The sequence below is a fragment of the Streptomyces sp. NPDC051684 genome, from assembly GCF_044453445.1.
In the GTDB taxonomy this organism is placed as follows: domain Bacteria; phylum Actinomycetota; class Actinomycetes; order Streptomycetales; family Streptomycetaceae; genus Streptomyces.
In genome coordinates, this window is record NZ_JBITCS010000038.1 from 14,619 (window position 1) to 28,030 (window position 13,412).

The following is a 13,412-nucleotide window of genomic DNA, read 5'->3' on the forward strand; positions in this document are numbered from 1 at the left end:
AGGTATCCGCCCATGACCACCGCCACACCGGAAGGCATCCACCGCGGCCTGGCCGGGATCGTCGTGGACACCACCGAGATCTCCACCGTCATTGAGGAGAGCAACTCCCTCACCTACCGCGGCTATCCGGTCCAGGACCTGGCCGCCCGACGCACGTTCGAGGAGGTCGCCTACCTCCTCTGGTACGGCGACCTCCCGGATGCCGGCCAACTGGGAGAGTTCCAGGCTCGTGAACGTGCCCTGCGACCGTTGGACCGCACCACGTCCGAGCTGCTCGCCCGACTGCCCGACACGTGCCACCCCATGGACGTCCTGCGCACAGCGGTCAGCTTCTTCGGCGCTGAGGACCCCACCGAGGACGACGGGAGCGCCGCAGCCAACCGCACCAAGTCCCTCACCCTACTGGCGAGACTGCCCACCGTGGTGGCGGCGGACCAGCGACGCCGTCGAGGGCTCGCACCGATCCAGCCGAATCCGGAACTGGGCTACGCGGAGAACTTCTTCCACATGTGCTTCGGCAGTGTGCCGTCCCCGGAGGTCGTCCGCTGCTTCGAGATCTCGCTCGTCCTCTATGCCGAGCACAGCTTCAATGCCTCGACGTTCACCGCGCGAGTGGTCACCTCCACACTGTCCGACCTTTACAGTGCGGTCACCGCCGCGATCGGTGCGCTGAAGGGACCGCTGCACGGCGGAGCCAACGAGGCCGTGATGCACATGCTGGCCGAGATCGAGGACCCGCAGAACGCCCAGCAGTGGTTGCAGGACGCCCTCGCCGCCAAGCGCAAGATCATGGGCTTCGGCCACCGCGTGTACAAGCACGGGGACTCACGGGTGCCGATCATGCAGGACGCTCTCGACCAGCTCGTCGCGCGCGCCGCCGCCCCGGAGACGACCCGTCTGGCCAGGCTCCACGCCGCCCTGCGCGAGGCGATGCTCATCGACAAGGGCATCCACCCCAACCTCGACTATCCGGCCGGACTGGCCTACCACCTGATGGGCTTCGACATCCCCGTCTTCACACCGATCTTCGTGATGAGCCGCATCACCGGATGGACCGCGCACATCACGGAACAGCTCGCGCACAACGCACTCATTCGCCCACTCGCCTCCTACGACGGCCCCGGCGAGCGACCCGTCCCCACCCGTCTGTGACCGGACCAGCATCGGACCCCGATGCCCTCACCCCACCTGCGACAATGCATCGCATGACCACGGAGCAACGCCGGATACTCGTCATCGGCATCGGCGCGGGCGACCCGGATCACCTGACCCTCGGCGCGGTCAAGGCCATCCGCAGCGCCGACGTCTTCTTCATCGTCGGCAAGGGACCCGACAAGTCCTCTCTCACGGACCTGCGGCACGGCATGATCGATGAGCACGCAGAAGGCCCCTATCGCGTCGTCGAGGTGGAGGATCCGAGCCGGGACCGTCGGCCGATGGACCGGGGCGACTACACGGCCGCCGTCCAGGCTTGGCGAGAGCGCCGGGGCGAGATCTTCGAGCGACTGCTGCGCGAAGAAATGACGGCCGGACAGACCGGTGCCTTCCTCGTCTGGGGCGACCCGTCCCTGTACGACAGCACGCTCGGCATCCTGGCCGACATCGAGGAACGCGGCGCGGTGTCCGCCACCGTCGACGTCATCCCGGGCATCACCAGCGTCTCCACGCTCGCGGCCCGTCACCGCATCCCGCTGAACCAGGTCGGGCGGCCCGTGCACATCACGCCTGCCCGCCGCCTGCCCGACGTGGGCCAGAACGACGACGGAGACATCGTCGTCATGCTCGACGCCCACGAGTCCTTCACCCAGGTCGAGGGCGACGACGTGTGGATCTACTGGGGCGCCTACCTCGGTACCCCCGACGAACTCCTGATCGCCGGCCCACTCAACGAGGTCTCCGACCGCATTCGACAGGTACGGTCCGCGGCCCGCGCAGAGCACGGATGGATCATGGACACCTACCTACTTCGCATCGTGAAGCCGTCCTCCGCCGTCTGACGGCGCTGATCTGCCCTGCCGGACGAGCATGCGCGCCGGCTCACGCCCGGCTGGTACCGGTGGTCCAGGCCGGTTCGATGTGGCTGAGCCAGGTGTCCTGTTCGTCGGCCAGAGCGTGTTCCAAGGGAAGGGGAACGAATCGGCAGGCGAAAGCCATGCCGTCGTCCTCGCCACCCCCTCGGACCCGATGAACCCAGGAATCCAGGGTGCTCGGTCCCACTTGGAGATGGAAGAACGTCGTACGCCGCGGTTGGCCGGTCTCGGGGTGGGGCTTGTCCTCTTCGGCGACAGCCCCGACCACGAGAGCTGTCGAAAGGCCTGTCTCCTCGAAGGTCTCGCGCAGGACCGCGGTGTGATGATCCTCTCCGGCTTTGACGCCTCCCGCAGGGATCTGTGTGCCCGCTTCGGGCATGCCGAGATGGTCGAAGACCAGCAACTCGGGGCCGGCGGCGTCCCGGATGACGTAAGCGGCGACGCGGATTCTCGGCTGAGTCATCCGGCCATTGTGTGCGGCACGAGTCGCCGGGACCTCACGTCCTCTGGATTTACTAGGACGTCCAACTATATAGTCGAGGAAAGGTCCGCGGTGCAGGGAAGCCGGTGTGAGTCCGGCACGGTCCCGCCACTGTGACCGGGGAGTTCGCCGTCGAGCAGTACGCCACTGACGTGATCGATGTCGGGAAGGCGGGCGGTGCGCGCTGATCCGGAAGTCAGGATACCGGCCGCGGAATGTTCCGTGTTGTCCACGAGGATGGAGCTGACACGCATGGCACCGGTGCGTTTCCACGATCCCGGCGGTCCTGCCCGACAGGCCCGACTCAGCCGCGACTTCTCCCGCATCCCGATCGTCACTCGCTGACGGCCGCGCAGCCATTCGCGCTCTCGCGCGGCCCCGACGCGCACGTACGCCACCGCGTCTCCGTGCCGTCATGGCCGCGCGCCATCCGGATCACCTGACGAGAGCAGGCATTCATGGTCCGCACGCAAGACCGCGCCCCCGTGCGCGAGTTGACCCACTTCGTCGGCGGCAGGCACACCGAGGGAACCTCGGGATCCTACGGCGACGTCTACGACCCCAATACTGGGCAGATCCAAGCCCGCGTCCCGCTCGCGAACCGAGCCGAGACCGAGGCCGCCATCGCCGACGCGGATCGGGCTCAACGCGAGTGGGGCGATTGGAACCCGCAGCGCCGAGCCAGGGTCCTGCTGAAGTTCCTCGCACTCGTCGAGCAAGACAAGGACGCGCTCGCCAGGCTGCTGTCGTCCGAACACGGCAAGACCATCGCCGACGCGCACGGCGACATCCAACGAGGCCTGGATGTAGTGGAGTTCGCCGCCGGAATCCCGCACCTCCTCAAGGGCGACTTCACGGACAACGCCGGCACCGGCATTGACGTCCACTCCCTACGCGCACCACTCGGCGTTGTCGCGGGCATCACTCCGTTCAACTTCCCCGCCATGATTCCGCTTTGGAAGGCAGCACCAGCGCTCGCTTGCGGCAACGCCTTCATCCTCAAACCCTCTGAGCGCGACCCGTCCGTCCCCCTACGCTTGGCGGAGCTCTTCCTGGAGGCCGGTCTGCCGCCCGGTGTGCTCAACGTCGTCAACGGTGGACGCGAGGCCGTCGACACGCTGCTGACCGACCCCCGTGTCGCCGCGCTGGGCTTCGTCGGCTCCACTCCCATCGCCGCCCACGTCTATGCGACCGCTGCCGCACAGGGAAAACGTGCCCAGTGTTTCGGCGGCGCCAAGAACCACATGATCGTGATGCCGGACGCCGACCTCGACCAGGCCGTCGACGCGCTGATCGGTGCCGGATACGGGTCCGCGGGCGAGCGCTGCATGGCCATCTCCGTCGCCGTGCCCGTCGGCGAGGACACCGCCGACGCACTGGTGACCCGCCTCAAGGAACGCATCGCCACCCTCCGTATCGGTCGCGGTGACGACCCGCAGGCCGATTTCGGCCCCCTCGTCTCCCGGGAAGCCGTCGACCGGGTGCGCTCCTATGTCGACCACGGCGTGAAGGAGGGCGCCGAACTGGTCGTCGACGGAAGCGACTTCAGCCTCGCTGGCCATGAGGATGGCTTCTTCACCGGCGCCAGTCTCTTCGACCGCGTCACCCCAGACATGCGTATCTACCAAGAGGAGATCTTCGGCCCGGTGCTGTGCATCGTGCGCGCCGCCACATACGAAGACGCCCTGCGCCTGCCCAGCGAGCACACCTACGGCAACGGGGTCGCCATTTTCACCCGCGACGGCGACACAGCCCGCGACTTCACCCGGCGTGTGAACACCGGCATGGTCGGCGTCAACGTCCCCATCCCCGTACCCGTCGCCTATCACACCTTCGGAGGGTGGAAGGCGTCAGGCTTCGGCGACCTCAACCAGCACGGACCCGACGCGATCCGCTTCTACACCCGTACGAAGACCGTCACCTCGCGCTGGCCCGCCGGCCTGCGCGAAGGAGCGAGCTTCACGATCCCGACGATGGAGTGAGCACCATGACGCACGCCATGCTCACCGAGGATCAACAAGCCCTGGTCGAAACCACGCTGGACTTCGCCCAGGACCACCTCGCGCCGCACGCCGTCACCTGGGACCGGGACAAACACTTTCCCGTCGACGTCCTCCGCAAGGCCGCCGGTGTCGGTCTCGGCGGCATCTACGTCCGGGAGGAAGAGGGGGGTTCAGGGCTCAGCCGGGCAGACGGAGTGCTCGTCTTCGAGGCCCTGGCTTCCGGCTGCCCGTCCATCGCCGGCTACCTCTCCATCCACAACATGGTCGCCTGGATGATCGACCGATACGGCGACGACGACCAGCGGACGCGCTGGCTGCCCCGCCTCTGCTCGATGGACGACCTTGCCAGCTACTGCCTCACCGAGCCGGGCGCTGGATCCGACGCCGCCGCCCTCACCACGAGGGCCTCTCGTGACGGGAACGACTGGCTCCTCACGGGCGTGAAGCAGTTCATCTCCGGCGCGGGCGCATCTCAGCTCTATGTGGTCATGGCCCGGACGGGGGGCCACGGAGCCGAGGGAGTCTCAGCGTTCCTCGTCGACAAGAGCGACCCCGGCGTCTCGTTCGGCCCCAACGAACAGAAGATGGGCTGGAACGCCCAGCCCACCCGGCAGGTCGTCCTGGAAGACGTGCGCCTGCCCGGCGATCGACTCCTCGGAAGCGAGGGGCAGGGCTTCCGTATCGCGATGAACGGCCTCAACGGCGGCCGTCTCGGCATCTCGGCCTGCTCACTGGGCGGCGCGCGGAGCGCACTGAACCGCAGCCTCGCGCACCTCGCCGACCGCGAGGCATTCGGGCGGCGCCTGCTCGACGCCGAAGCCCTGCGGTTCCGCCTCGCCGACATGGCGACCGAACTGGCCGCCGCACGCGCCCTCGTGCAGCAGGCGGCCCAGGCCCTGGACCGCGGCGATCCGCAGGCCCCGTACCTCTGCGCGATGGCCAAACGCTACGCGACGGACACGGGCTACTCGGTCGCGGACCGGGCACTCCAACTCCATGGCGGATACGGCTACTTGAGCGAGTACGGCATCGAGAAGATCGTCCGCGACCTACGGGTGCACCAGATCCTGGAAGGGACCAACGAGATCATGCGTGTCATTGTCGCCCGCGGCCTGACGGAGGCGTTCGGATGACCGACGCCGAGGAAGCGGTCCTGCTGCACACGGAAGGCCGGGCCGCCCACATCACACTGAACAGGCCCCGCGCTCTCAACGCACTGACACACGCGATGGTCCGCCGCATCGACCATGCTCTCCGCGCTTGGGAGCACGACGCCAGCGTGGAGACCGTGGTGATCAGCGGAGCGGGGGAGCGCGGTCTGTGCGCGGGGGGCGACATCCGCGCCATCTACGACGATGCCCGCGACAACGAAGGCTCGGCGTCGGTAGCGTTCTGGCGCGACGAATACCACCTCAACGCCAGAATCGCCCGCTACCCGAAACCGTACGTCGCCGTGATGGACGGCATCGTGATGGGCGGGGGAGTAGGCGTGTCCGCACACGGAGACGTCCGCATCGTCACCGAGCGCTCCCGCATCGCCATGCCCGAGACCGGCATCGGCTTCATCCCAGATGTCGGTGGAACGTACCTACTGGCCCTGGCGCCGGGGGAGTTGGGGACACACCTCGCCCTGACCGGCGCGCCGATCGGAGCGGGCGACGCCCTGCTCTGCGGGCTCGCCGACCACTTCGTACCTCGCCACTCTCTCCGCGACTTCATGGCGGACCTCGCAGACCAGCCGGTGCGGGAGGCCGTGGCCCGGCACGTACAGACGCCGCCAGAAGGGGAGTTGGCGGCCCAAAAGGCCTGGATCGATGACTGCTACGGAGCCGACACGGTCGAGGAGATCGTGCAGCGCCTCCTCGCGAGCAATGCGCCCGCAGCGAAGGGCGCGGCGGAAACCTTGCTGGCAAAATCGCCAACTGCCCTGAAGGTCACCCTCGCCGCCCTGCGCAAAGCGCGGCAGCTCGGCCCCCTGGAGCGCGTTCTCGATCAGGAGTACCGCGTCTCCTGTACGGCGCTGACTTCGCCGGACTTCGTCGAGGGCATCCGCGCCCAAGTCGTCGACAAGGACCGTGACCCGCGCTGGACGCCGTCGACGCTCGTCGAGGTCGCGGACGAAGACGTTCGGCAGTACTTCGCGGGCCTGGGCGAGCGAGAACTCGGACTCGCCGGTTCCGACAACGCTACGGAGGTGGTCTGGTGAGCCGAACTGTCGCATTCATCGGCCTGGGGCACATGGGCGGACCGATGGCCGCCAACCTGGTGCGGGCCGGACATCGCGTGCTCGGACACGACCTGATTCCAGCCGCGGTGGACGACGCCGTGAAGTCGGGTGTGGAAGCCATGTCCCGGGCGGCTGACGCCGTCGCGGTGGCTGACACGGTCGTCACCATGCTGCCCGCGGGCCGGCATGTCCTCGGGCTGTATGACGACATCCTCGAAGCTGCCCGACACGACACACTTTTCATCGACTGCTCCACCATCGACGTCACTGATGCCCGCACCGCTCATGAGCGGGCGACCGCCGCCGGGATGCGCGCGCTCGACGCACCCGTCTCCGGAGGTGTGGTCGGCGCCGAAGCCGCCACACTGACGTTCATGACCGGTGGCGGAGAGGCCGAGTTCCAGGACGCGCGGCCGCTGCTGGAAGCCATGGGGAAGAAGGTCGTGCACTGTGGTGGAGCCGGCGCGGGCCAGGCCGCCAAGATCTGCAACAACATGATCCTCGGCGTCTCGATGATCGCGGTGAGCGAGGCGTTCGTCCTCGGCGAGAGCCTGGGCCTGTCCCATCAAGCCCTGTACGACGTCGCTTCCACGGCCTCCGGGCAATGCTGGGCGCTGAGTGTCAACTGCCCTGTCCCGGGCCCGGTTCCCGAGAGCCCCGCCAACCGGGACTATCGGCCGGGTTTCGCCGCCGCTCTCATGGCGAAGGACCTCGGCCTTGCCGCCAACGCCGTCCGTGCCGAAGGAGTCCAGGCCGAACTCGGTCTGCGAGCAGCCGAGATGTACACCGCCTACGCCGAACGCGTGGGTGCGACGGAGGACTTCTCCGGCATCGTCCGAATTATCCGGGCCCACGACGGAGGCGACCAGTGACGACCGACCCGGCCGAGATCACGTACGAGACGATCCTCGTCGAACGCAACGACCGCACCGCCGTGGTGACCCTCAACCGTCCCAAGGCACTGAACGCGCTCAATCTGCAGCTCATGGAAGAAGTGGTCGCCGCGACGACGGCCCTCGACCGTGATCCCGATTGCGGCTGCATCGTGATTGCCGGCTCCGACAGGGCGTTCGCGGCCGGCGCCGACATCAAGGAGATGAGGCCGCGCGCGTACATCGACATGTACCTCGACGACTGGTTCGCAGCGTGGGACCGGCTCGGGCAACTGCGCACTCCGACTGTCGCTGCGGTCTCCGGCCACGCGCTGGGTGGCGGCTGCGAGTTGGCGATGCTCTGCGACATCCTGCTGGCTGCCGACACCGCGGTGTTCGGTCAGCCCGAGATCAAGCTGGGCGTCATTCCCGGCATCGGTGGCTCGCAGCGCCTGACGCGCGCCGTGGGCAAGGCCAAAGCGATGGAGATGTGCCTGACGGGCCGCACGATGGACGCCGTCGAGGCGGAGCGCAGCGGCCTGGTCTCACGTGTCGTCCCGGCCGACGAGCTGATGCCCCAGGCGCTGGCGGTCGCCGAGGCCGTCGCGGGTATGTCCTTGCCCGTGGCGATGATGGCGAAGGAAGCGGTCTCCCGCGCCTTCGAGACCTCGCTGACCGAGGGAGTGCGCTTCGAACGTCGTCTGTTCCACGCGGTGTTCGCCACCGACGATCAGAAGGAGGGCATGGGCGCCTTCGTCGAGAAACGATCCCCCGCGTTCCGCCACCGCTGACCGGGACGAGGCCGACGCCAACCGTCCTGCGGCGTCGGCCTCCGCGGTGCCTGCCCTAGCCACAGTTGGTGCGCAGCTCGGCGATCGCGTTCTCGAAGTCGGTGAGTGATTCGAACGCGCGGTAGACGGACGCGAACCGCATGTAGGCCACCGGGTCCAGTTCGCTGAGTGGTTCCAGAACGGCCAAACCCAACTCGTGCGTAGACAGTTGGGCGCTTCCGGTGGCCCGCACGTTCTCCTCGACCTGCTGGCCGAGACGGTCGAGCATGTCTTCGGTGATGGGGCGTCCCTGGCATGCTTTGCGGACGCTGGTGACGATTTTCGTGCGGCTGAACGGTTCCGTTACGCCGCTGCGTTTGACCACGAGCAGCGAGTACGTCTCCACCGTCGTGAAGCGACGATGACAGTGCGGGCACTGCCTGCGTCGCCGGATCGAGGTCCCGTCGTCGGTCGATCGACTGTCGATGACGCGAGTGTCGGGGAGCCTGCAGAAGGGGCAGCACACCGTTCGTGTCCTTTCCGGATGCCTGGACGGTTGAGGTGCACGGCGGTGCGATGCCGCGTGTGCGGAATCTCGATCATGCGGGTCCGCACGCTGCAGCGGGTCGGAAACCTGTCTGTCGAGCTACTCCACTTGACGCCCGGGCCCGAGTCCGAGGTTCTGATAAATCTCCGTGGTCACGGTGGAGTAGTTCATCGTCATGAAATGCAGTCCGGGTGCTTCGGCGTCGATCAACCGACGGCACATTTCCGTTGCGTGCTCGATTCCGAGAGATCTGACCGCGGTGGCGTCGTCTTCGGCGGCGAGCATCCGATCGGCAAGTTGTGCGGGGAATGTTGCGGTCGACAGTGTGGGGATTCGCTGCAGAGATCGGATGGTCGTCACCGGCATGATCTCCGGGATGATCGGCGTGTCGCATCCTGCGGCGACCACAAGATCGCGGAATCGTAGATACTCATCGACGTCGAAAAACATCTGGGTAATGGCGTAGTCCGCTCCGGCGTGGCATTTCTCGACGAAATGGCGGACGTCGGCGGCGCGATCTCCTGACCGTGGATGCATCTCGGGGAAGGCAGCGACCCCGACGCAGAAGTTTCCCGACTCCTTGATGAGACTGACCAACTCTGCCGCGTAGTCGACGCCTTGCGGATGCCTGGTCCAGGTGCCGAGAGGGTCGCCGGGCGGATCACCACGGAGGGCGAGAATGTTACGTACTCCCTGGTCAGCGTAGTGGCCAAGGATGTTCCGCAGCTCGGCGACACTGTGGTCCACGGCCGTCAGGTGGGCGACGGGCGTGAGCGTCGTGTCCTGAGCTATGCGGCCGGTGACGTTGATGGTGCGCCCCCGCGTCGATCCGCCGGCACCGTACGTCACCGAAACGAAAGTAGGCGACAGCGCCTCCAATCTGCGGATGGCAGTCCATAGCCCAGCTTCGGCAGCCGGGCTGCGAGGAGGCATGAACTCGAACGAATACGAGCGGCCTCCCCGGGCAAGCAGATCGCGAATCGAGTCCGCACTGTCCGAGCGAGTGCTGGGGGTACCGAGAGCCATAATTGCAGCCTATCGATGCATCGAACTCGGCACGAGGGAAGTCCACTTGCTGATACGCGGATCACAAAATGAGTTCCTGGCTGTACAGCGTGAATCCGGATCGGTCATGATTCCCGCATGAGCGCGTACAAGACCATGCCGCCCGCCCTTCCGTCGTGGGACCGATGCGGTGTCATGGGGATCGTCAATGTGACGCCGGACTCCTTTTCCGATGGCGGCCTTTGGCTGGACGCGGGCCGCGCGGTGGCGCACGGTCTCGAACTGGCCGCTCAGGGAGCGGACATCGTGGACGTCGGCGGCGAGTCCACACGTCCGGGAGCCACACGCATCACCTGCGAGGAGGAGCTGCGGCGGGTGCTTCCCGTCGTGCGCGGGCTCGTCGCGGGTGGTGCGCTCGTCAGCGTGGACACGATGCGCGCGCAGGTCGCGCAGGCAGCGGTCGATGAAGGCGCCTGCCTCATCAACGATGTCAGTGGCGGACGAGCGGATGGCGAGATGGCGAGGGTTGCCGCCAAGACCGGCGTGCCGTTCGTGGTCATGCACTGGCGTGGCCACTCGGGCGGCATGGACGGGCTGGCCGACTACCAGGACGTGAGCGCCGACGTCGTCCGGGAGGTCGGGAGGCAGATCGACGCGGTGGTCTCCGCCGGCGTGGACATCGACAACGTGATCGTCGATCCGGGGCTCGGCTTTGCCAAGTCCCGTTCCGACGACTGGGACCTGCTCGCCGGGATCGACGCACTGACGCAGTTCGGATGTCCCGTGCTGGTGGGAGCGTCCCGCAAGCGCTTCTTGGGGACGCTGCTGGCGGATCCGTGCTCCGGCACACCTCGGCCGGCTCGCGAGCGTGACGCCGCGACCGCCGCCGTCTCCGCCTTGGCCGCCGCCCGCGGCGCATGGGCCGTGCGCGTGCACGACGTGGCCGGCTCGGCCGACGCGGTACGCGTCGGATCGGCCTTGCGGGAGGCCGATGAGCGCGCCCAGCTGGCGCGTTCGGCGGTCGTGTCGAGTCACTGAATCGGGCCGTTCTGTCGTAGGCGGCGAGGACGCGATGGAGAGGGCAGGTGTCCGTCCGGTGCGTGCGGTGCTCGTACCGGACGGACAGCGGGCGGTGATGCCCGGCTATGACGGCACGGGGGCGGCACACCTTGTTTCGTCCGGTACGGGTATCTCGTCGGCGCCGGGCACCATGACCTGGACGCGATCGAGGAGTGTCGCGACCACCTCGTCGAGGTCGATTAGCTTCTCCACGGACCGCAGTTGAGGCAACGCCGCCCGCGTACTCACCCGCGGTGGAGCGAGCAACTGACAGCAGTCCTCATCGGGAAGTACGGAGATCTCAGCTGTGCCGATGGCCCGTGCCGCGTCGATGATCTCCTGCTTGTCCCAGCCGACCAGCGGCCGAAGCACGGGCAGCGTCGCCGCCTCGTCCACCGCCGCCATGTTCGCCAGAGTCTGACTGGCGACCTGACCGAGACTGTCGCCGGTGACCAGTGCCTCCGACCCGATGCGGGCGCCAAGAGCCGACGCCGTACGCACCATCAGCCTGCGCTGCGCGACGACCTGGAGTCGGCCTGCTCCGGCGACGGCGAGCTGCTTCTGCGCCTTGCCGAGCGCGATTACATGCAGGGTGCCGGCGGGTTGGTATCTGTTCAGCTCGCGAGCGAGTGCGTACGCCTTGTAGACCGACGACGGGTTCGTGTACGGGGCGCCGTTGAAGTGCACGAAGTCGCACGAAAGACCGCGCCGCATCGCCCGGTGGGCGGCGACGGGGGAGTCGTATCCGCCGGACAGCAGAACCAGTGCCCGGCCGCTGGACCCGACGGGCAGACCCGTCAAGCCCGGCAGACGCGTCCACGACAGGTACGTCTCCTTGCGGTCGATCTCGATGGACAGCAGGACCTCCGGGCGCTTCAGCTCCACCGGCAGGTTCGGCATCGCCTCCTTGAGGCTGGCGCCCACCCGCGCGGCCACCTGGGACGAGGTCAGCGGGAACTGTTTGTCCCGCCGCCGGGCCCGCACGGCGAAACTCCGTACGGGCCCGAGGGCCGCACGTTCCCGCAACGCGTCGACGCCGGCTCGAGTGATGTCGGCGAGAGTGCTCGGGACGCGCACGGCCGGTTCGACGGAGTTGAACCCGACCACACGCTGCGCGCGCTCCACCAGTGCCTCGATACTGACCGAGCCGTCGCCGCCCAGCACGGTCACGTTCTGGGCGGTCTTGATCCACGTGGAGCCGCCGACACCGCGCAGGGCGACCCGCAGGTTGTCGTGCAGCCGCTCAGTGAACCGGTGACGATTGCGCCCCTTGAGGAAGATCTCGCCGTGTTTGAGCAGCACGCAGGGCCCGTACGAGGCGGTGGGCCGCTGCGCGGGCACGAAGGGTTGGTCGGGCATGAAAGTCAGAAGTCCCAGTCGTCGTCGTCCGTGTCCTCGGCCTTGCCCATGACGTACGAGGAGCCCGACCCGGAGAAGAAGTCGTGGTTCTCGTCCGCGGCGGGGGACAGGGCAGCGAGGATCTCGGGATTGACCTCGGTCTCGTCCGCGCCGAAGCGGGCCGGGTAGCCGAGGTTCATGAGCGCCTTGTTGGCGTTGTAGCGGACGAAGACCGCGACGTCGTCCATCAGTCCGAGCGGCTCGTACAGCTCACCCGAGTACTCCAGCTCCAACTCGTAGAGATGATCCAGGAGTTCGTGCGTGAAGGCCCGCATCTGCTCCTGCTCTGCCGGGGACCGCTTCTCCAGACCCCGCTGGTACTTGTAGCCCGAGTAGTAGCCGTGCACCGCCTTGTCGCGCAGGATCAGGCGGATCATGTCGGCCGTGTTGGTGAGCAGGGCGTGCGTCGAGAAGTGCAGCGGAAGGTAGAACCCGGCGTACAGCAGGAGCGAGGAGAGCAGTGTCGAGGCGACCTTGCGCTTGAGCGGGTCGTCGCCGTAGTAGTGCTGGAGGACCGCCTTGCAGCGCCGCTGGAGTACGTCGTTGCCGACAGCCCACTCGTAGGCGTCATCGATCTCCGGTGTCGTGGAGAGGGTGGAGAAGACCGACGAGTAGCTGCGGGCGTGCACGGCCTGCATGAAGGCGATGTTCGTGTACACCGCCTCCTCGTGCTCTGTGCGGGCGTCCTGGATCTGCACGATCTCGCCGACGGTCGCTTGCACGGTGTCGAGCATGGTCAGCCCGGTGAACACCCGCATGGTGAGCGTGCGTTCGTCGGCGCTGAGCCGCTGCTGCCAGGCGCCCACGTCGTTGGACAGCGGCACCTTCTCCGGCAGCCAGAAGTTGGAGGTCAGCCGGTTCCAGACCTCCAGGTCCTTCTCGTCGGTGACCCGGTTCCAGTTGACGGGGCGCAGCCGGGCGGCCGGGTTGTGCCGGTAGGACGGAGGCGTGACCGAGAGTTCGGCCAGGGCGGGGATGGTCGTCATCGTTCGTGCTTTCGCGAGGAGTGCGGGCAGGGGA

At 67.4% G+C, this 13,412-nt stretch carries 12 protein-coding genes, 1 pseudogene and 1 riboswitch; of the genes and pseudogenes, 8 read left to right on the plus strand and 5 right to left on the minus strand.

Annotation, left to right across the window (positions count from 1 at the left end; all coding sequences use genetic code 11):
* Positions 1-12 precede the first annotated feature (12 nt).
* Both ACIA8D_RS33920 and cobF read left to right on the plus strand, forming a co-directional pair.
* The gene (locus ACIA8D_RS33920; protein ID WP_399238065.1) at positions 13-1,152 is read left to right on the plus strand and encodes a bifunctional 2-methylcitrate synthase/citrate synthase; all 1,140 of its coding nucleotides are present in this window, start codon (positions 13-15) and stop codon (positions 1,150-1,152) included.
* Positions 1,153-1,205: 53 nt separating this feature from the next.
* Positions 1,206-1,997, plus strand: a complete 792-nt coding sequence (gene cobF, locus ACIA8D_RS33925; RefSeq protein WP_399238066.1) for a precorrin-6A synthase (deacetylating) — start codon at positions 1,206-1,208, stop codon at positions 1,995-1,997.
* Between the two features lie 40 nt (positions 1,998-2,037).
* Here cobF and ACIA8D_RS33930 read toward each other — a convergent pair whose 3' ends face one another.
* Positions 2,038-2,493 (minus strand): NUDIX domain-containing protein, encoded by a 456-nt coding sequence (locus ACIA8D_RS33930; RefSeq protein ID WP_399238067.1) that lies wholly within the window; start codon positions 2,491-2,493, stop codon positions 2,038-2,040.
* Positions 2,494-2,564: 71 nt separating this feature from the next.
* Positions 2,565-2,739: riboswitch (cobalamin riboswitch) on the plus strand.
* A 230-nt stretch (positions 2,740-2,969) separates the two neighbouring features.
* Between ACIA8D_RS33930 and ACIA8D_RS33935 the strand changes: the two genes are divergently transcribed.
* Genes ACIA8D_RS33935 through ACIA8D_RS33955 form a run of 5 tightly spaced genes read left to right on the plus strand, consistent with a single transcriptional unit; the run spans position 2,970 to position 8,404 of the window.
* Positions 2,970-4,493, plus strand: coding sequence for a CoA-acylating methylmalonate-semialdehyde dehydrogenase (locus tag ACIA8D_RS33935; RefSeq protein WP_399238068.1), 1,524 nt, complete (start codon positions 2,970-2,972; stop codon positions 4,491-4,493).
* A gap of 5 nt (positions 4,494-4,498) precedes the next feature.
* A complete protein-coding gene (locus tag ACIA8D_RS33940; RefSeq protein ID WP_399238069.1) occupies positions 4,499-5,647 on the plus strand; it encodes an acyl-CoA dehydrogenase family protein in 1,149 nt (382 codons plus the stop codon).
* On the plus strand, positions 5,644-6,720 hold the full coding sequence (locus ACIA8D_RS33945; RefSeq protein ID WP_399238070.1) for an enoyl-CoA hydratase/isomerase family protein: 1,077 nt from the start codon (positions 5,644-5,646) through the stop codon (positions 6,718-6,720). The genes ACIA8D_RS33940 and ACIA8D_RS33945 overlap by 4 nt, the downstream gene beginning before the upstream one ends.
* Complete coding sequence (gene mmsB, locus ACIA8D_RS33950) at positions 6,717-7,613, plus strand: 3-hydroxyisobutyrate dehydrogenase (protein WP_399238071.1); 897 nt, start codon at positions 6,717-6,719, stop codon at positions 7,611-7,613. The genes ACIA8D_RS33945 and mmsB overlap by 4 nt, the downstream gene beginning before the upstream one ends.
* Positions 7,610-8,404 (plus strand): enoyl-CoA hydratase, encoded by a 795-nt coding sequence (locus ACIA8D_RS33955; RefSeq protein WP_399238072.1) that lies wholly within the window; start codon positions 7,610-7,612, stop codon positions 8,402-8,404. Before mmsB ends, ACIA8D_RS33955 begins: the two co-directional genes overlap by 4 nt.
* Positions 8,405-8,462: 58 nt before the next feature.
* On the opposite strand, the pseudogene nrdR reads toward ACIA8D_RS33955, so the two are convergent.
* Both nrdR and metF read right to left on the minus strand, forming a co-directional pair.
* Positions 8,463-8,909 (minus strand): annotated as a pseudogene (nrdR, locus tag ACIA8D_RS33960) (transcriptional regulator NrdR); the annotation flags it as partial.
* 120 nt (positions 8,910-9,029) lie between these two features.
* Positions 9,030-9,956, minus strand: coding sequence for a methylenetetrahydrofolate reductase [NAD(P)H] (gene metF, locus ACIA8D_RS33965; RefSeq protein WP_399238073.1), 927 nt, complete (start codon positions 9,954-9,956; stop codon positions 9,030-9,032).
* A 117-nt stretch (positions 9,957-10,073) separates the two neighbouring features.
* Here metF and folP point away from each other — a divergent pair, with 117 nt between their 5' ends.
* A complete protein-coding gene (gene folP / locus ACIA8D_RS33970) occupies positions 10,074-10,973 on the plus strand; it encodes a dihydropteroate synthase (protein ID WP_399238074.1) in 900 nt (299 codons plus the stop codon).
* A 105-nt stretch (positions 10,974-11,078) separates the two neighbouring features.
* Here the strand turns inward: folP and thiI are convergent, their stop codons facing one another.
* Positions 11,079-12,353 (minus strand): tRNA uracil 4-sulfurtransferase ThiI, encoded by a 1,275-nt coding sequence (thiI, locus tag ACIA8D_RS33975; RefSeq protein WP_399238075.1) that lies wholly within the window; start codon positions 12,351-12,353, stop codon positions 11,079-11,081.
* Positions 12,354-12,358: 5 nt separating this feature from the next.
* Positions 12,359-13,378, minus strand: coding sequence for a class 1b ribonucleoside-diphosphate reductase subunit beta (nrdF, locus tag ACIA8D_RS33980; RefSeq protein ID WP_399238076.1), 1,020 nt, complete (start codon positions 13,376-13,378; stop codon positions 12,359-12,361).
* Positions 13,379-13,412 lie beyond the last annotated feature (34 nt).

What these genes read in the sequence shown, in the direction of transcription:
- ACIA8D_RS33920 (WP_399238065.1), top strand. Translation starts at nt 13, where the DNA reads ATGACCACCGCCACACCGGAAGGCATCCACCGCGGCCTGGCCGGGATC.
- cobF (WP_399238066.1), top strand. Translation starts at nt 1,206, where the DNA reads ATGACCACGGAGCAACGCCGGATACTCGTCATCGGCATCGGCGCGGGC.
- ACIA8D_RS33930 (WP_399238067.1), bottom strand. Translation starts at nt 2,493, where the DNA reads ATGACTCAGCCGAGAATCCGCGTCGCCGCTTACGTCATCCGGGACGCC.
- ACIA8D_RS33935 (WP_399238068.1), top strand. Translation starts at nt 2,970, where the DNA reads ATGGTCCGCACGCAAGACCGCGCCCCCGTGCGCGAGTTGACCCACTTC.
- ACIA8D_RS33940 (WP_399238069.1), top strand. Translation starts at nt 4,499, where the DNA reads ATGACGCACGCCATGCTCACCGAGGATCAACAAGCCCTGGTCGAAACC.
- ACIA8D_RS33945 (WP_399238070.1), top strand. Translation starts at nt 5,644, where the DNA reads ATGACCGACGCCGAGGAAGCGGTCCTGCTGCACACGGAAGGCCGGGCC.
- metF (WP_399238073.1), bottom strand. Translation starts at nt 9,956, where the DNA reads ATGGCTCTCGGTACCCCCAGCACTCGCTCGGACAGTGCGGACTCGATT.
- folP (WP_399238074.1), top strand. Translation starts at nt 10,074, where the DNA reads ATGAGCGCGTACAAGACCATGCCGCCCGCCCTTCCGTCGTGGGACCGA.
- thiI (WP_399238075.1), bottom strand. Translation starts at nt 12,353, where the DNA reads ATGCCCGACCAACCCTTCGTGCCCGCGCAGCGGCCCACCGCCTCGTAC.
- nrdF (WP_399238076.1), bottom strand. Translation starts at nt 13,378, where the DNA reads ATGACGACCATCCCCGCCCTGGCCGAACTCTCGGTCACGCCTCCGTCC.